The following is an 18242-nucleotide window of genomic DNA, read 5'->3' as shown; positions in this document are numbered from 1 at the left end:
TAGGTTTTTGAATGTATATTTTTAGTAAAATTAAAGCCGGTTATCAGCGCTGGACTACATTAACACCGACTAATTTATTATATGACCGATCTTTGTTGTGGTTATTTATCATTTTATTGTTTATCGGATTTGTCATGGTCACGTCCGCTTCAATTCCCGTGGGCACTCGTTTGTTTGATGACCCTTTTTATTTTGCTAAGCGTGATGCCATGTATGTTATTCTTTCCATGGGTATTTGTTATTATTTTATTAAAGTACCGATGGCAAACTGGGAATCATGGCACAAACGTGTGTTTATTCTCGCATTAATTTTACTTATTTTGGTACTTATCCCGGGCATTGGTAAATCGGTAAACGGAGCAAGACGCTGGATTCCGATGGTTTTATTCAATTTTCAGCCCGCGGAGTTTGCCAAATTAGCACTAATCTGTTTCTTATCCGGTTATTTTACCCGTCGTTACGATGAAGTCCGCAGTAGAAAACTAAGTGCGGCAAAACCTTTAATTGTGATGGGGTTCCTCGGCACGTTTCTAATTCTTCAACCCGACCTAGGGAGTACGGTTGTACTCTTTGTGATTACCTTTGGTCTGTTGTTTGTAGTCGGCGCACATATCATGCAATTCTTGGTATTGGCGGCAACAGGCGGATTTCTTTTCGTGGTGTTGGTACTATCCTCGGCATATCGGATGAAACGTATTACGGGGTTTATGGACCCGTTCAAAGACCCTTACGGCACAGGCTTTCAGTTATCGAATTCTTTAATGGCATTTGGTCGCGGTGAATTTACCGGCGAGGGTTTGGGCAATTCAATTCAGAAATTGGAATATTTGCCTGAAGCCCATACGGACTTTGTTATGGCGGTAGTGGGCGAAGAATTCGGTTTTGCCGGCATAACCGTTATGATTATTTTATTGGCCTTATTAGTTTTCCGCGCTATGAAAATCGGGCGCGAATCATTACAGCTTGAGCAGCGTTTTAAAGGTTTCTTTGCTTTTGGTATCAGTTTTTGGATTTTCTTCCAGGGCTTCGTTAACCTGGGGATGTCTTTAGGCTTATTGCCTACAAAAGGGTTAACCTTTCCGCTGGTGAGTTACGGTGGCTCAAGTTTGGTTATTATGGCGATAAGTATCGCAATTCTATTACGGATTGATCATGAAAACCGCCTTATGCGCGGCGGGCATGCTCGATTAAAAGATGATTAAGGATATTACGTGGCACAACGAAAAAAATTGTTAGTGATGGCCGGCGGTACGGGCGGTCATGTTTTTCCGGCAATTGCAGTTGCTCAATATTTACAAAAACAGGGTTGGGATATTTGCTGGCTGGGGACTAAGGATAGAATGGAAGCCCAGTTAGTGCCAAAACACGGTATTCCTATTGAGTTTATCCAAATTTCGGGGTTGCGCGGTAAAGGTATCAAGGCGTTATTGGGCGCACCTTTTGCTATTTGTCGTGCTATAATGCAGGCACGCAAGATTATTTTACGGCAAAAACCCGATGCGGTACTCGGTATGGGCGGATATGTTTCCGGTCCGGGCGGCGTAGCGGCAAAACTTTGCGGCGTACCCGTTATTTTGCACGAGCAAAATGCGGTGGCGGGGTTAACCAATGTTTGGCTGTCAAAAATTGCGAAACGTGTTTTGCAGGCTTTTCCGACGGCGTTTCCGAATGCCGAAGTGGTGGGTAATCCGGTTCGGCAGGATTTATTTTCCATGCCGGATCCCGAACAGCGTTTTGCCGAGCGTACAGGGAAACTTCGCGTATTGGTGGTGGGAGGCAGTCAAGGTGCCCGAGTATTAAATTTAACCGTGCCGGAAATGGCTGCTCGATTGACTGATAAGTTAGAAATCCGTCATCAGGTCGGTGCCGGTTCCGTAGAAAAAATCACCGCACTTTATGAAGAAAAAGGTGCGTTAAGTGCGGATGTAAAAATCACCGAATTTATTGATAATATGGCGGAAGCCTATGCTTGGGCGGATATTGTCATTTGTCGTTCGGGTGCATTAACGGTGTGCGAACTTGCCGCCGTGGGTACGCCGGCGATTTTTGTTCCGTTCCGGCATAAGGATCAGCAACAATATTTAAATGCGAAATATTTAGCGGATGTGGGTGCGGCAAAAATCGTGCAACAAGCAGAATTAAACGCCGACGTATTAGTGGATTTGTTAACTAATTTAGATCGTGAACAATTATTAGCGATGGCAATTAAAGCGAAACAAATGTCGGCGCCTTTTGCCGCGCAACGGGTGGCTGAAGTAATCATTGAAAATGCAAATTAAAAAATAGAGATATAAATAATGATTAATGCTAAAAAAGAATTTCAACAACGTGTCCGGAATATGATTCCGGGTATGCGTCGCGTACATCAAATTCATTTTGTTGGAATTGGCGGTGCCGGTATGGGCGGTATTGCCGAAGTTTTATTAAATGAAGGATATGCGGTAACCGGTTCTGATATTGCCGAAAGTGCGGTTACAAATCGCTTAATTTCTTTAGGAGCGAAAATTCATTTTTCTCACGCGGCGTCAAATGTGGATAATGCAAGCGTTGTGGTGGTTTCCAGTGCTATTAAAGCGGATAACGTCGAAGTAGTGGCGGCTCATGAAAAACGTATCCCGGTTATTCAACGGGCGCAAATGTTAGCTGAGATTATGCGTTTTCGTCATGGTATTGCGGTTGCCGGCACTCACGGAAAAACGACAACAACTGCAATGATTTCAATGATTTATGCACAAGCCGGGCTTGATCCGACATTTGTCAACGGTGGTTTGGTTAAATCGGCGGGGACAAATGCTCATTTAGGCTGCAGTCGTTATTTGATTGCCGAAGCGGATGAAAGCGACGCTTCATTCCTGCATTTACAGCCAATGGTTTCCGTAGTAACCAATATCGAACCGGATCATATGGATACTTATCACGGCGATTTTGATGAGATGAAACGCACTTATGTGAATTTTTTACATAATTTGCCTTTCTACGGTTTATCAGTGATGTGTGCCGATGATCCGGTATTGTTGGAGCTGATTCCTCAAGTCGGTCGCCCGGTTATTACCTATGGTTTTAGTGAAGAAGCCGATTATCGCATTGAAAATTATGAACAAACCGGCTTTCAGGGGCATTACAGCGTGATTACACCAGCCGGCGAACGGATTGATGTGTTACTTAACGTACCCGGCAAACATAATGCCTTGAACGCTACCGCTGCGTTAGCCGTTGCCAAAGAAGAAGGTATTGAAAATGAAGCGATTCTTGCCGCATTAGCGGACTTCCAGGGAGCAGGACGCCGTTTTGATCAATTGGGGTCATTTATCCGACCTAACGGCAAAGTGATGCTGGTTGACGATTACGGGCATCACCCGACTGAAGTAAACGTAACTATTCAGGCAGCACGTAAAGGCTGGGAAAATAAGCGTATCGTTATGATTTTCCAACCTCATCGCTATAGCCGTACCCGTGATTTATTCGACGATTTCGTAAGGGTTCTGTCGCAAGTTGATCTACTGATTATGTTAGACGTTTATCCTGCCGGCGAATCACCGATTGCCGGTGCGGACAGTCGTTCTTTATGCCGTTCGATTCGTAATTTAGGTCAGGTAGATCCTATTTTGGTTACGGATACCGCCGAATTGCCTGAAATAATGGACAGAGTTTTGCAAGACGGCGATTTGGTACTTGCACAAGGTGCGGGTAACGTCAGCAAATTGTCCCGTCAGCTGGTCGAGCTTTGGACAAAAGCATAATTTAAAATTTCGGTTTTTTTGACCGCACTTTTACGGTCGGAAAGGGTAGATAATAGAGCCAAGGCTCAATGTATAGATGAAAATAAAATGAAACCATTAAAAGAACAAAAAATCGCAGTTTTATTAGGCGGAACCTCTGCCGAACGTGAAGTTTCTCTTACTTCGGGAGATGCCGTACTTACGGCGTTGCGCAACCAAGGTTATGATGCCCACCCGATCGATCCGAAAGAATATCCTGTGGCTCAACTTAAAGAGCAGGGATTTGAGCGGGCGTTTAATATTCTTCACGGACGAGGCGGGGAAGACGGCGTTATTCAAGGCGTCTTAGAGCAAATCGGGCTGCCTTATACCGGCTGCGGCGTAATGACTTCCGCATTAACTATGGATAAAATGCGTACTAAAATGCTTTGGAAAGGATTCGGCTTACCTATTGCGGACATGGAAATCGTTACTCGCGATACTGTGGACGAACTTAATCCCCTTGAAGTTGTCGAACGTCTCGGGTTACCGTTAATGGTAAAACCTTCCAGGGAAGGGTCAAGTGTCGGTTTGACAAAAGTTAATGCCGTCGAAGAATTAAAAAACGCGGTAGATTTAGCCTTAACCCATGATGACACTGTACTTATTGAAGAATGGTTGAGTGGCATTGAAATGACGGTGCCCGTATTGGATGATCAAGTATTACCTGCGGTACAGATTATTCCTGAAGGCGAATTTTATGACTATGATGCAAAATATATTTCGGATAATACCCGGTATATTTGTCCGGCTCCGATGAGCGAGGAAAGCTTACAGGAATTACAAAAATTAGTAAAACGCGCTTATGATGTAGTGGGTTGCCGCGGCTGGAGCCGTATTGATGTGATGACCGATGCAAACGGTAATTTCCGTCTTGTTGAAGTAAATACAACACCGGGTATGACAAGTCATAGCTTATTTCCGAAATCTGCCGCAACAGTAGGTTATTCATTTGAACAACTTGTGGTAAAAATTTTGGAGCTTAGCGCTTAATGTCTGTGGTAAAACGCAAAACGACACAAAAAAAAATAAAGCTTGCAGAACCGAAAACAAGAGTTTTCTTACAAGTTAAACCTTTGCTTGTGCTATGTTGTGTCGGGTTGCTTTATTTTGCTTATATTAACTGGCAAACATTGCTGGACAAACTTGATAGCAAACCTATTAGTTCTTTTGCGTTAGTCGGCACGCCGCAATATACAACAAATGCGGATGTTCGTGATATGATTCTGAAAATGGGAGAGCTAAAAGGCTTTTTCGGGCAGGATGTTGATGTCATTAGAGAACAAATTGAATCAATGCCTTGGATTAAAGGTGCGGTTGTGCGTAAAATTTGGCCCGATAGATTAAGCATTTGGGTAGCGGAATATGCACCGGTTGCTTTTTGGAATTCCGAAGATTTTGTTTCTCTTGATGGTGTGGTTTTTAAACTGCCCAAAGATAGATTAAAAAATGATAATTTACCCCGGTTATACGGACCCGATTATCAAAGTTTAGCCGTATTGGATGCGTGGAAACAAATTTTCAACGAACTTAAATCTAAAGGGATTACACTTAAAGCGGTGTCTATTGATGAGCGGGGTTCTTGGGAGATCGTAGTAGAAAATGATATAACCCTGAAATTAGGTCGCGGAGAATGGAAGTCTAAGATAGACAGGTTTATGACAATTTATCCGCAAGTGGAAATCCCGGAAAATAAAAAAATTGCATATATTGATTTAAGATATAAAGTAGGTGCTGCGGTCAGTTTTGCTGATATAAATTAATGCAATAGTAGCAGAATGAATAATAATTAATACAGTGAAGTTACAAAAATGGCAAAAATTGTGGAATCAAAAACTATTGTTGGATTAGAAGTCGGTACTTCTAAAGTCGTCGCTGTTGTAGGTGAAGTGTTACCTGACGGCGTGGTTAATGTTTTGGGCGTCGGCAGTTGTCCGTCCAAAGGAATTGATAAAGGAAGTATAACGGATTTAGCTGCGGTAGTGAATTCCATTCAGCGCGCTATTGAAGCTGCGGAATCGGTTGCGGATTGCCAGATTATGTCAGTAACTCTTGCCATTACCGGTGAGCATATTCAAAGTTTGAACGAAAGCGGTTTTGTGCCTATTGCCGATGGTGAAGTAACACAGGATGAAATCGACCAGGCTATGCATACGGCAAGTTCGGTGAAATTGCCGGAAGGTCTTTCGCTGCTTCATGTTATTCCGCAAGAATATGCGGTAGACAAACAACAAAATATTAAAAATCCTTTAGGATTGCAAGGTGTGCGATTAAAAGCGCAGGCACACTTGATTGCCGGACACCAGGCTTGGGTAAATAATTTACAAAAAGCGGTAGAAACCTGCGGATTAAAAGTGGATCAGGTTGTTTTTTCCGGTTTAGCGTCCACATATTCCGTATTAACCGAAGATGAAAAAGATTTAGGTGTTTGCCTCATTGATTTTGGCGGCGGTTCCATGGATATTATGGTCTATACCAACGGCGCATTACGTTATAGTAAAGTTGTACCTTACGGCGGTAATACTATTACGGATTTTGTTGCTCAAAGCCTGACAACTTCCCGTAATGAAGCGGAAAGTATTAAAATTAATTACGGTAGTGCATTTATGCCGTCGGCAGAGCTCCTCGAGCAGTTTGCTAAGAAAAAAATTGAGGTGGCGGGATTAGGCGGTGGCGCACCAAGAACTTTTACCAAAGCTCAAGTGGTTGAAGTAACGTCTCGTTGCTACCATGACTTGCTACAGGTAGTTGAAAACGAACTGACACAATTACGTAACGAATTGGCTATGCGGGGGATTAAACAAGAGTTAATCGCAGGTTTTGTGTTAACCGGTGGCAGTTCTCAAATGACGGATATTGCTAAATGTGCAACGGATATTTTTGAATCTCATGTCCGTGTGGGTTATCCGTTGAATATTACGGGCTTGACAGATTATGTAAATAAACCGCAATATGCTACAGTGTTAGGATTATTACAATATAGCCATCATAATGAAGAAGAAAGCACGCAAATGTTTGGTGGAAGCGCTTCGGAAAGTAGTTTTTTAGGCTCAATTTTTGAAAAATGCAAAAAAATTGCAAATAAAGTGAAGTCAGAATTTTGATAATTTGCATTTTTCATCTACAATAGAAAGAATTTAGAATTAATTTACGTGTTAGAGTATCTAGCATAGACGGAGAATACAAATGTTTGAACCTGTTGAATATGGATTTGACGATGAAATCGGTCGTACACTGATTAAAGTTGTTGGTGTCGGCGGCGGTGGCGGCAATGCTGTGAATCATATGGTTAATAATATGATTCATAATGGCGGAACCCTCGTCGGTGAAAACTCAATGACAAGTGATGAACATGGCGAGATTATTTTCTATGCGGTGAATACTGATGCTCAAGCTTTACGTAAAAGTATTGTACAGCAAACGGTTCAAATCGGTGCCGCAACGACGAAAGGTCTTGGTGCGGGCGCAAATCCTAATGTAGGACGTAAAGCCGCCGAGGATGACCAAGAAGCGATTCGTGCTATGCTGGAAGGTGCCGATATGGTATTTATTGCAGCCGGAATGGGTGGCGGTACGGGTACGGGTGCCGCGCCGATTGTTGCTCAGGTTGCAAAAGAATTAGGTATTCTCACTGTTGCCGTGGTAACCAAACCTTTCTCTTTTGAAGGTAAAAAACGTATGGCATTTGCGGAACTTGGTATTAAAGAATTGTCTAAGCACGTAGATTCGTTAATTATTATTCCTAATGAAAAATTATTGAAAGTATTAGGCAAAACAACTACTTTAGTGCAAGCGTTCTCTGCGGTAAATGATATTTTACGCAATGCGGTAACCGGTATTTCGGATATGATTACCTCTCCCGGTTTAATTAACGTAGACTTTGCGGATGTACGTACGGTAATGTCGGAAATGGGGCGCGCAATGATGGGCGCCGGGATCGCACAAGGTGCGGCAAGTGACGGACGTGCGGAAAAAGCGGCACAAGATGCGGTGGCAAGCCCTTTATTAGAAGATGTGGATTTATCCGGTGCCAGAGGTGTACTTGTTAATATTACCGCCGGTATGGATTTAGGTTTAGACGAGTTTTACGCGGTAGGCGATACAATTCGCGCATTTGCTTCCGATGAAGCGACCGTTGTGGTGGGTACAACTTTAATTCCTGAAATGTCGGATGAAATTCGCGTAACTATTGTTGCAACCGGGATTGGCGATATTGACGAACCGGCAGCAACGTTAGCACCGGTCGCTCAACGACCTGTAACCGGAGCGGCTCCTAATCCAAACCAACCGGGTCAAGCGCCTCAACAACCGACAACGCAACCGGAGCAGCCGGCCAGACCGACAAGTTTCGGTAATAATAATGATTTATTTAAACCTGCGTTTTTACGCGGCGACAAATAACAGAGTTGTAAATTCGACTTTTTGCTGATGCAATAAATTGAGAAATAATTGATATGATTAAACAAAGAACATTAAAGCAAAGTATTAAAGTAACAGGCGTGGGATTACATAGCGGTAATAAAGTTACGCTGAAATTACGCCCGGCGCCTATTAATACAGGAATTGTTTATTGTCGAACAGACTTGACTCCGCCGGTTTATTTCCCGGCAGATGCAACGGCTGTGCGCGATACTATGCTTTGTACCGCTCTAGTCAACGATCAAGGCGTGCGTATTTCAACTGTCGAACACTTAAATTCCGCATTGGCAGGTTTAGGTTTAGACAACGTAATTATTGAAGTTGACGCGCCTGAAGTGCCGATTATGGACGGTAGCGCAAGTCCGTTTGTTTATCTTTTATTAGATGCGGGCATCGAAGAGCAGGATGCCGCGAAGAAATTTATTCGTGTAAAACAAAAAATTCGCGTGGAAGACGGTGATAAATGGGCTGAAATTTCGCCATACAACGGTTTCCGTTTGAATTTTACCATTGATTTTAATCATCCGGCGATTAGTAAAAATTTAAGTAATTACACTTTAGAGTTTTCGGCACAAAAATTTGTTCAACAAATCAGCCGGGCAAGAACTTTCGCCTTTATGAAAGATATTGAGTATTTACAGTCTCAAGGCTTAGCGCTGGGTGGCAGCTTGGATAATGCCATTGTGCTGGACAATTATCGCGTATTAAATGAAGATGGTTTACGCTTTAAGGATGAGCTTGTTCGCCACAAAATGTTAGATGCTATCGGTGATTTATTTATGGCGGGTTATAATATTTTAGGTGACTTCAAAGCGTATAAATCCGGGCACGGTTTAAACAATAAACTATTACGCGCATTATTGGCGAATCAAGAAGCATGGGAATTCGTTACATTTGAAGATAAAGAAAAAGTACCGCAAGGTTATGCTATTCCGTCTCAAGTGTTGATTTAATTATCAGATAACTAACAAAAGCTATACTTTACAGAAGTATAGCTTTTTTCTTTTCCATATCCATTGCATTGCGGAATTTTCCGGCATTGAACTTAATCCCGCTTATGAAATTTTACAAAAGCGACCGCACTTGTAAAAAATGAAAAAGTAGATTTTATTCTGGCATGCGGAGGCGGTTCCGTACTCGACGGCTGTAAATTTTTTGTCGTCGCCGCATTATACGAAGGGAATGGGCTGGAAATTTATATATGGCGCTTTGATCAAAGTGCGGTCAGTTTTTGCATATTTTTGAAATATAGTTAACGGAGAAATTTTTATGAATAGACCTTTCCGGTTTTTAAAGCTTACCGCCGCACTGAGCCTGTTCTCGGCTGCAGCAATGAGTTATCAAGCGGATAAAACCTATCAATTCACCCTGTTGCACTTTAATGATTTACACGGGCATTATTGGCATGATAAGAACGGGCAGTATGGGCTCGCCGCTCAAAAAACCGCAGTTGATCGGATTCGTAACGAAGTCGAGGCTAAAGGCGGTTCGGTAATTACTCTATTTGCCGGTGATTTAAATACCGGTGTACCGGAATCCGATTTGCAAAACGCCCATCCCGATATCGACGGACTGAATGCCATTGGTTATGATGCTATGGTGCTCGGCAACCATGAGTTCGATAATCCGTTACAATTGCTGGATATGCAGGAGAAATGGGCTAAGTTCCCCTTTTTAGCCGCAAATATTTATCATAAAAATACCGATAAAACTTTGGTTAAACCTTATACGATGTTAAAACGTAGCGGATTAAATATCGCTATCGTCGGGTTAACTACCGAAGATACGGCTAAATTAGGTAATCCGGAATATATGAAAGATTTGCGTTTTGATAACCCGATTTCAACCGCAAAAAAAGTTGTTGCTGAAATTGATAAGCAAGAAAATCCCGATGTGAAGATCGCTTTAACGCACATGGGGTATTATTATGATGGTAATTACGGTTCCAATGCTCCCGGTGACGTAACCATGGCGCGCCGCTTAGAGAAAGGTACTTTTGACGTAATTGTGGGTGGGCACAGCCATGATACTGTTTGTGTTGATGCTAAAGGTGTATTTATTCGGGATTATCAACCGACGCAAGCCTGCAAACCTGATTATCAAAACGGCACCTGGATTATGTCTGCCGGCGAGTGGGGCAAATTCCTCGGACGGGCTGATTTTGAATTTAAAAACGGCGAAGTTAAGTTAGTCCGTTATGAACTCATTCCTATCAACTTAAAGAAAAAAGTGGAAACGGCTGCGGGTAAAACGGAGTATCAACTTTACGGCGAACAGATTCCCCAGGATGAAAAACTGTTGGCAACCCTCAAAACCTATCAAGATAAAGGCGATCAGCTTTTGAGCGTAAAAATCGGCGATGTTGCCGGTAAATTGGTGGGGGATCGCAATATCGTTCGATTCCATCAAACTAATTTAGGACGCTTGGTGGCGGAAGCGCAACGCCGGGCAGCCGGTGCCGATGTGGGAATTATGAATTCCGGCGGAATCAGAGACAGTATTCAGTCCGGGGTTATTACTTATCGGGATATTCTAAAGGTTCAACCTTTCGGTAATATTGTCAGTTATTTTGAATTAAGCGGTGCCGAGCTGATTGACTACTTAAATATTGTGGCATTAAAAGAAGTGGATTCCGGCGCTTATCCGCAATTTTCAGGTATTTCAATGATTATTGACAGAACAGCCAAACAGGTAAAAGAAGTAAAAATTCAAGGCGAGCCGATTAATTTAAGTAAAACTTATCGAATTTCATTGCCTAATTATAATGCGCTTGGCGGGGACGGTTATCCGGTGATGGACAAAAATCCGACTTATGTAAATACTTATAAAGTGGATGCCGAAGTGCTTAAAGCATTTATTGCGGAAAATTCTCCTATTGACGCAAATAAATTTGAGCCTAAAGGCGAGATAACTTACCGTTAGACTTGAGAATTTATTGTTATCCCCATACAATGTACAAGGGCGTGTTGAACGAGATCATCACGTCCTTGTTTGTTTTGAGGAAATATTATGGCTCTTGATTTAAGTGAAATTCGCCAACAAATCACGCAAATTGACCGTAGTTTGTTGAAATTATTATCGGAACGTCATCGTCTTGCTTTTGATGTCGTTCGTAGCAAAGAGATAACGCAAAAACCTTTGCGTGATGAAAAACGGGAACAACAACTTTTACAAGAACTGATTAATTTTTCCGAAAACGAAAATTACCAGTTAGAACCTCAATATATCACTCAAATTTTCCAAAAAATTATTGAAGACTCCGTACTCACCCAACAGGTTTATTTACAAAAAAAACTGAATGAACAAAGAGAGCAGAGTATTCACATCGCTTTTTTAGGTAAACGCGGATCTTATTCGCATTTAGCCGCACGAAGTTATGCAACCCGTTATCAGGAACAATTAATTGAATTAAGCTGCAGCTCTTTCGAACAGATCTTTGAAAAGGTCAGTTCCGGCGAAGCGGATTACGGTGTATTGCCTTTGGAAAACACCACATCCGGCTCAATCAACGAAGTTTATGATTTACTGCAACATACGGATCTATCGCTTGTGGGCGAACTCACATATCCGATTAAACATTGCGTATTGGTTAACGGGCAGGATGATTTGAGCAAAATCGATACCTTATACAGCCATCCGCAGGTTATTCAGCAATGCAGCCAGTTTATTCGCAGTTTAAATAAAGTACATATTGAATTTTGCGAAAGCAGTTCTCATGCAATGCAGTTGGTTTCCAGTTTAAATAAACCGAATATCGCCGCATTAGGCAATGAAGACGGCGGACATTTATATGGATTGACGGTGTTAAGAAGCAATATCGCGAATCAGGAAAACAATATTACACGCTTTATTGTTATTGCCCGCAAAGCTATTACCGTATCGCCGCAAATCCATACAAAAACTTTATTATTAATGACTACCGGACAGGAAGCCGGCTCATTAGTCGATGCGTTAACCGTGTTTAAAAAGTATCAAATTAAAATGACTAAATTAGAGTCTCGCCCGATTTACGGTAAGCCGTGGGAAGAAATGTTTTACCTGGAAATTGAAGCCAATACTAACCATCCGGATACTCAAGCGGCGCTGGAGGAACTTAGACAATACAGCACTTATTTAAAAGTATTGGGCTGTTATCCAAGTGAAATCGTCAAACCGGTGGATGTAAGATAAAAGATTCATCAATTGCAAAAAGTGCGGTCGGATTTTTGAAAGTTTTGTAAACATCACATTGAATTACAAAATTTCGCCAAAAATGACCGCACTTTTTATATTTTTAAGTATAAAAAAGCCCTTTATTGCTATAAAGGGCTTAATTCTTTTTATTTTAGATTAAATTGCAATTACGGCAAAAAGCACGATAAAGCTATAAACCGCCGCCAGACCGTAGAAGATTAATCCGCCGTTTGGAACATGCACTTTAATATCGTGCATACCGTGGTGAAGACGGTGAAGGCCAGCCCACATTGGGAAAATAGTTAATGCAAGAATAACTAATTTACCGAACCAATGATGTGAGAATGCAATAATATTATCCGGTGAAATAATTCCAAAGGGCAAAAGAATACCTAGAATTAAAATCAATACAGGGAATGCAAGACCACTCACCATACCACCGGCACTGAACATTAACCATACAGGCGGCTCATTTGAACGTTTTGGATTTTGATCAACCATTATCTTTACTCCCTAGATACAGACTAAAACTAATGCAACAACAGTTACGATAGCAAATAACACTTTTAATGCCTTTTGGATTACTTCCGATTTAAGACCGAGCGACCCCGACATTACTTCGCCTGTCATTTGGAATAAAGTAAATGCGTGTAATAGTAATAATGCAAGTGAAATTAAGTTTAAAATCACAACAACCGGATTTTGTAGGAAAGGAATAAATTTCTCCACAAAACCGTTTGCCGTTGTTAAACAGAATACACCGTAAAGTAATACAAGGCAGAACCAAACTGTTGGAATCGCACTTGATTCACGTAACATATAGAATTTATAGAAACTCCAGCTTTTCCACCAAGTAGGAGTTACTTCGCGAACATATTTATTGCGTTTACTTTCAGTTGTCATAACTTCTCCTACGCTTTCGGTTTAAGCATTGAAATTAGATAGTCTTTAGCACTTTCTAATTTACCTTGGTTAATTGCTGCTGCAGGGTTTACATGTTTCGGACAAACTTCCGAACATGCACCGACGAATGTACAAGTCCAAACCCCGTTTTCGCCGTTAATAATCGGCATACGCTCCGCTTTACCGTGGTCACGGTTATCGAGATTGTAACGATGAGCCATTGTTAATGCCGCAGGACCGACGAATTCAGGGTTTAAACCGAATTGCGGGCAGGCTGCATAACATAAGCCGCAGTTAATACACATAGAGAATTGACGATATTTCTCTAACTGTGCCGGAGTTTGTTTGGTACGGCTTTTCGCCAATTCGGCGGAAGGATGCGGCTGACCGTCTAATGCCGGCATTTCATTACCGATAATATAAGGTTTGATAGCTTCCAGACTTTCAATGAAGTGGCTTAAATCAACGATTAAGTCGCGCTCAATCGGGAAGTTAGCCAACGGTTCAATACGCATATGACCGCTATAGTCGCGTAAGAAAGTTTTACATGCCAATTTAGGAATGTTGTTTACCATCATACCGCATGAACCGCAAATCGCCATACGGCAAGACCAACGGTATGCAAGTTCCGGATCCAGTCTGTCTTTAATATAACCTAACGCGTCTAACAAAGAGGTTTGGTTATCGTAAGGCACTTGGTAAGTACGTAAGTATGGTTCTTTATCCACTTCAGGGTTATAACGCAATACTTCAACGTTCATCATTGCTTGATTAGCCATTTGCGTTCTCCTTAGCTTTAGCTGCTGCTTCGGCTGCATCAGCTTCCGCACCGTATACACGTTTAGCAGGTTGAGATTTAGTAATTTTCACCGGACTATAATCAATGCGAGGTGCACCGTTTTCATTATAGAATGCAAGAGTATGTTTTAAATAATTCGTATCGTCACGTTCTACGTAGTCTAAACGTTGGTGTGCACCGCGAGACTCTTTACGTTCTAACGCCGAGTTTGCGATAGCTTGCGCAACATCAAGGATGTAGCCTAATTCAACGGTATATAACACATTAGTGTTGAACACGCTTGAACGGTCTTGAATACGAATACGTTTACAACGTTCTTTCAATTCTGCAATTTTATCAACCGCAGTTTGCATACTTGCCTGATCACGATAGAAACCGCAACCTTCTTCCATTGCCGTACCCATTTCTTCACGGATATCAGCCCAGTTTTCAGTACCTTCCTGATTGAATAGATCCTCCAGACGACGAACGACATCTTGCGCTTGCGCATCAACGGCTGTTTGGTTTGCCGCAGTCGCTTCAACCGCACGTTGTGCCGCATATTCACCTGCTACACGACCTAAAACAAGTAATTCGGCAAGTGAGTTAGAACCTAAACGGTTTGCACCGTGTAAGCCTGAAGACGCACATTCACCCACAGCGAATAAACCTTTAATGCGGGTTTCACTGTTGAAATCAACTTCAATACCACCCATGGTATAGTGAACGACCGGACGTACCGGAATCGGTTCGTTTACAGGGTTCACGCCTTCATAAGCCTGAGATAATTCACAGATAAACGGTAAACGTTCATGTAGATATTTTTCACCTAAGTGACGTAAGTCAAGATGGACGACATCTACGCCTTTTGCCGTTTTTAAGGTCCTGCCTTTTTTCCATTCTTGCCAGAATGCTTGTGAAACTTTATCGCGAGGACCAAGTTCCATATATTTATTTTCAGGTTTGCCGACCGGTGTTTCTGGGCCCAGACCGTAGTCTTGAAGATAACGGTAACCGTCTTTATTCACCAAGATACCGCCTTCGCCGCGGCAACCTTCGGTCATCAAAATACCTGTGTTCGGTAAACCTGTCGGGTGATATTGAACAAATTCCATATCACGCAAAGGCACACCATGACGATAAGCCATTGATAAGCCGTCACCGGTCACGATGCCGCCGTTGGTGTTGAATTTAAATGAACGACAACCGCCGCCGGTTGCAATAACAACCGCATTCGCATTGATTTGTACCAGTTTACCTTCCATCATATCCATTGCGACAACACCGCGGGCATGACCGTCGTCAACCAACACATCTAATACGAAATGTTCGTCAAAACGTTGAATTTGCGGGAATTGGATTGAAGTTTGGAATAACGTGTGTAACAGGTGGAAACCCGTTTTATCCGCAGCGAACCAGGTACGTTCAATTTTCATACCGCCGAAACGACGAACGTTAACATCACCGTCTTGTTTACGAGACCAAGGACAGCCCCAGCGTTCCATTTGAGTCATTTCAACAGGCGAATGTTGAACGAAATATTCAACTACGTCTTGCTCACATAACCAGTCACCACCAGCAACAGTGTCTTGGAAGTGTTTATCATATGAGTCTTCTTCTTTAATTACAGCCGCCGCACCGCCTTCTGCCGCAACAGTATGGCTACGCATTGGATAGACCTTAGACACTAATGCAATTTTTAAGTTTGGATTAGCTTCAGCTGCTGCGATTGCAGCGCGTAAACCACCGCCACCAGCGCCTACGATTGCGATATCGACATTAACAGTTTGCACGATATTCTCCCCAGTAGAGTTGATAAAAGTAAATAATTCAGGCAGTTAAAATTGCCCTTCCGCTATATTTTGCCATTAATCGGCATTATTACTAACTCTTTTTTATTATTTTATACAGAAGAATAGCTCTTTTGTGATCTACCTCAAAAAAGTGATTTTAATAAGTGTACGCTTATGTGTGAGATACTGTATTTTATGTTTTACAAATTTGTATTTTTGAAACTTGTGGATATTACTATTTAAACTATATTTAAATTTCGCAGCTATGGAGTGAGTATGCAAATTAAATCTATCCAGTTGGCTTTTTCCGTACTTTATCATTATTTTGATGAATGTGTGAAAAAAGCTCTCTCTAACCTTCCTATTCAGCGTGTAGATATTCCCGATAGTTTATTAGCTCAAGCAGAGTCTCTGGTTTTGGGCAAACTACCGTCTGAAAAAAAGAAAGACTTGCCACTAACATCTATATTTGAAGGCATTAGCCAACAGAATAATTCACAACAATATCTATATGATTTCAAACCACTTTCACCTGACAGTATTTTTCCTGATTTGCAAAGAAATGAAGGGCATCAACCTTTTGAATTGTGGCAACATCTTGCGAAAGCTGTGGAAGAAATTCCTACTTCGCATAGAGAAAATATCAACCTTTGGCTTGATCACTTTGATACCGCTTTGCAATGTTACACCAGCCAAATTACTTGCCCTTACGATCAAAGTATTTCGTTTTATGATTTCACCAAAGCAGTAGCAGCATTTGTGGTGGCATCAATGGATAAAAGTGCGGATAAAAATCGCCCATTTTTGTTGATTCAAGGGGATTTCTTTGGTGTTCAAGATTTTATTTTCTCCGGTGGTAGCCAATCCAATAAACAAGCCGCCAAACTGTTACGTGGGCGTTCTTTTCAAGTATCGCTTTTTACTGAATTAGCTGCATTGAAAGTATTAAATGCTTGTGATTTACCAGCCACATCACAAATGATGAATGCTGCCGGTAAGTTTTTGATTATTGCTCCGAATACACCTGAAATACATAAAAAATTAGATGATGTACAAAAAGAATTGAATGAATGGTGCATTAAAAATACTTATGGTTTGATTGGTTTGGGAATTGCCAAAATGTCCGCAGGAAAGGTCGATTTTGAGCAAAAAAATTATGAAAAACTAATTAAATTATTATTTGAAAATCTGGAAACTCAAAAACTTAAACGTCTTGATTTAACCGATACAACTCAAAGTGTGCAAGAAGAAAGTTATCCGAATGGTGTATGCGAAATGAATAGCTTTTTTCCGGCTCTTCCAAATAGTAACCGTTCAATAATGACTGAAGATCAAGTTAAGATCGGTGAATTATTGGCGAAGAAACAACGCATTATTGTCTGTGATGTAGGCACAGAAATTAACAATAGCTATCGCACTCAAACATTAAAATTAGATATGTTTGGGTATAATGTTATTTTTACCGATAGTCGAAAAGATACCAAAGATTTTGGTCATCCCGTGAAATTGTACCAAATTCACCGTTTTTGGGATTTTTCACTGGCTAAAAATACGAAAGACGAATTATGGAATGGCTACGCTCGTCGTTATATCAATGCTTATGTACCATTTGATGAGCAAGAGCAAATTAAAACCTTTGATGAAATTGCTCAAGCCGATGAAGGCATTAACGCCTTAATGACCTTAAAAGGTGATGTGGACAATCTCGGTACGATTTTCCAAAAAGGTATTCAGCCTGCCAATATCGCCAAAATGGCAGCTCTTTCTCGCCAAATGAACCAATTTTTCAGCCTATGGCTGCCTGCTTACTGTGCAGAATATAGTCCGAATATGTACACCGTGTTTGCCGGGGGGGATGATTTCTTTTTAATCGGACCTTGGCATTCAACGCAGAAAGTCGCTTTTGAGATGCAACAAGCCTTTAAACGCTATGTGGCAGAAAATCCTGAAATTCATTTTTCAGTGGGAATGGTAATGAGCAAAGTTGGCTTGCCCGTGCCACGTTTGGGCGATTTAGCTGAAATGGCGTTAGAAAAGGCGAAAAGTATTGATAGCGGTAAAAATGCGGTAACGATTTTTAATCGAACTGTAAAATGGACGGATTGGCAACAGCTTTGCGATTTGGAAGATGAAATTCATCGCTTGGCGAAAGATTACAACATTTCAACCTCTTATTTATATTCACTTATTCGTTTATGCGAACAAGCGAATGATAAAAATAATATTGAAAGCACAATGTGGCGAAGCCATTTTTATTATCGCACCGCTCGTTATGTAATTGATAAATTAAACCAAGAAAAACGAGATAAAGCCTTAAATGAAATTACCATTTCATTGGGCGAAAATGGCATTAGTCAATATAAGATTAACTTTGCAATTCCATTAACTAATTATTTCTATCAAAAACGCTAAGGAAAA

General features: G+C 41.4%; 16 protein-coding genes. 12 read left to right on the top strand and 4 right to left on the bottom strand.

Annotated elements, in window-relative coordinates; genetic code table 11:
• The first annotated feature begins 11 nt into the window (after positions 1 to 11).
• The 11 genes from ftsW (at position 12) to MS_RS07570 (ending at position 12347) form a co-directional block, all read left to right on the top strand.
• Positions 12 to 1202: a putative lipid II flippase FtsW gene (gene ftsW / locus MS_RS07615; RefSeq protein WP_011200836.1), complete on the top strand. Its 1191-nt coding sequence runs from the start codon at positions 12 to 14 to the stop codon at positions 1200 to 1202.
• Positions 1203 to 1211: 9 nt separating this feature from the next.
• On the top strand, positions 1212 to 2279 hold the full coding sequence (gene murG / locus MS_RS07610) for an undecaprenyldiphospho-muramoylpentapeptide beta-N-acetylglucosaminyltransferase (protein WP_011200835.1): 1068 nt from the start codon (positions 1212 to 1214) through the stop codon (positions 2277 to 2279).
• A gap of 18 nt (positions 2280 to 2297) precedes the next feature.
• Positions 2298 to 3740 (top strand): UDP-N-acetylmuramate--L-alanine ligase, encoded by a 1443-nt coding sequence (gene murC / locus MS_RS07605; RefSeq protein WP_011200834.1) that lies wholly within the window; start codon positions 2298 to 2300, stop codon positions 3738 to 3740.
• An 87-nt stretch (positions 3741 to 3827) separates the two neighbouring features.
• Positions 3828 to 4751 (top strand): D-alanine--D-alanine ligase, encoded by a 924-nt coding sequence (locus MS_RS07600; protein WP_011200832.1) that lies wholly within the window; start codon positions 3828 to 3830, stop codon positions 4749 to 4751.
• Positions 4751 to 5521 carry a cell division protein FtsQ/DivIB gene (locus MS_RS07595; RefSeq protein WP_011200831.1) on the top strand — a complete coding sequence of 257 codons (771 nt, stop codon included), beginning with the start codon at positions 4751 to 4753 and terminating at the stop codon, positions 5519 to 5521. The genes MS_RS07600 and MS_RS07595 overlap by 1 nt, the downstream gene beginning before the upstream one ends.
• A gap of 48 nt (positions 5522 to 5569) precedes the next feature.
• Complete coding sequence (ftsA, locus tag MS_RS07590; RefSeq protein ID WP_011200830.1) at positions 5570 to 6862, top strand: cell division protein FtsA; 1293 nt, start codon at positions 5570 to 5572, stop codon at positions 6860 to 6862.
• An 82-nt stretch (positions 6863 to 6944) separates the two neighbouring features.
• On the top strand, positions 6945 to 8159 hold the full coding sequence (gene ftsZ / locus MS_RS07585) for a cell division protein FtsZ (protein WP_011200829.1): 1215 nt from the start codon (positions 6945 to 6947) through the stop codon (positions 8157 to 8159).
• A gap of 53 nt (positions 8160 to 8212) precedes the next feature.
• Positions 8213 to 9130 carry a UDP-3-O-acyl-N-acetylglucosamine deacetylase gene (lpxC, locus tag MS_RS07580; RefSeq protein ID WP_011200827.1) on the top strand — a complete coding sequence of 306 codons (918 nt, stop codon included), beginning with the start codon at positions 8213 to 8215 and terminating at the stop codon, positions 9128 to 9130.
• A 156-nt stretch (positions 9131 to 9286) separates the two neighbouring features.
• Entirely contained in the window at positions 9287 to 9433 is a 147-nt protein-coding gene (locus MS_RS11225; RefSeq protein WP_226977698.1) for a hypothetical protein, read from the top strand.
• A 13-nt stretch (positions 9434 to 9446) separates the two neighbouring features.
• Positions 9447 to 11099 carry a bifunctional UDP-sugar hydrolase/5'-nucleotidase UshA gene (gene ushA / locus MS_RS07575; RefSeq protein ID WP_011200826.1) on the top strand — a complete coding sequence of 551 codons (1653 nt, stop codon included), beginning with the start codon at positions 9447 to 9449 and terminating at the stop codon, positions 11097 to 11099.
• A gap of 87 nt (positions 11100 to 11186) precedes the next feature.
• Positions 11187 to 12347: a chorismate mutase gene (locus MS_RS07570; RefSeq protein WP_011200825.1), complete on the top strand. Its 1161-nt coding sequence runs from the start codon at positions 11187 to 11189 to the stop codon at positions 12345 to 12347.
• A 159-nt stretch (positions 12348 to 12506) separates the two neighbouring features.
• On the opposite strand, the gene frdD is transcribed toward MS_RS07570, so the two are convergent.
• The 4 genes from frdD to frdA are packed head-to-tail and all read right to left on the bottom strand — an operon-like array spanning position 12507 to position 15824.
• Positions 12507 to 12851 (bottom strand): fumarate reductase subunit FrdD, encoded by a 345-nt coding sequence (gene frdD / locus MS_RS07565; RefSeq protein ID WP_011200823.1) that lies wholly within the window; start codon positions 12849 to 12851, stop codon positions 12507 to 12509.
• 12 nt (positions 12852 to 12863) lie between these two features.
• Entirely contained in the window at positions 12864 to 13253 is a 390-nt protein-coding gene (frdC, locus tag MS_RS07560; protein WP_011200822.1) for a fumarate reductase subunit FrdC, read from the bottom strand.
• 8 nt (positions 13254 to 13261) lie between these two features.
• Positions 13262 to 14032 carry a succinate dehydrogenase/fumarate reductase iron-sulfur subunit gene (locus MS_RS07555; RefSeq protein ID WP_011200821.1) on the bottom strand — a complete coding sequence of 257 codons (771 nt, stop codon included), beginning with the start codon at positions 14030 to 14032 and terminating at the stop codon, positions 13262 to 13264.
• Positions 14025 to 15824 (bottom strand): fumarate reductase (quinol) flavoprotein subunit, encoded by a 1800-nt coding sequence (frdA, locus tag MS_RS07550; protein ID WP_011200820.1) that lies wholly within the window; start codon positions 15822 to 15824, stop codon positions 14025 to 14027. Before frdA ends, MS_RS07555 begins: the two co-directional genes overlap by 8 nt.
• Positions 15825 to 16100: 276 nt before the next feature.
• Here frdA and cas10 point away from each other — a divergent pair, with 276 nt between their 5' ends.
• A complete protein-coding gene (gene cas10 / locus MS_RS07545; protein ID WP_041639902.1) occupies positions 16101 to 18236 on the top strand; it encodes a type III-A CRISPR-associated protein Cas10/Csm1 in 2136 nt (711 codons plus the stop codon).
• The last annotated feature ends 6 nt before the right edge of the window (positions 18237 to 18242 follow it).

This window comes from [Mannheimia] succiniciproducens MBEL55E, from assembly GCF_000007745.1.
GTDB lineage: Bacteria > Pseudomonadota > Gammaproteobacteria > Enterobacterales > Pasteurellaceae > Basfia > Basfia succiniciproducens.
This window is presented reverse-complemented; position numbering and strand designations above follow the sequence as displayed.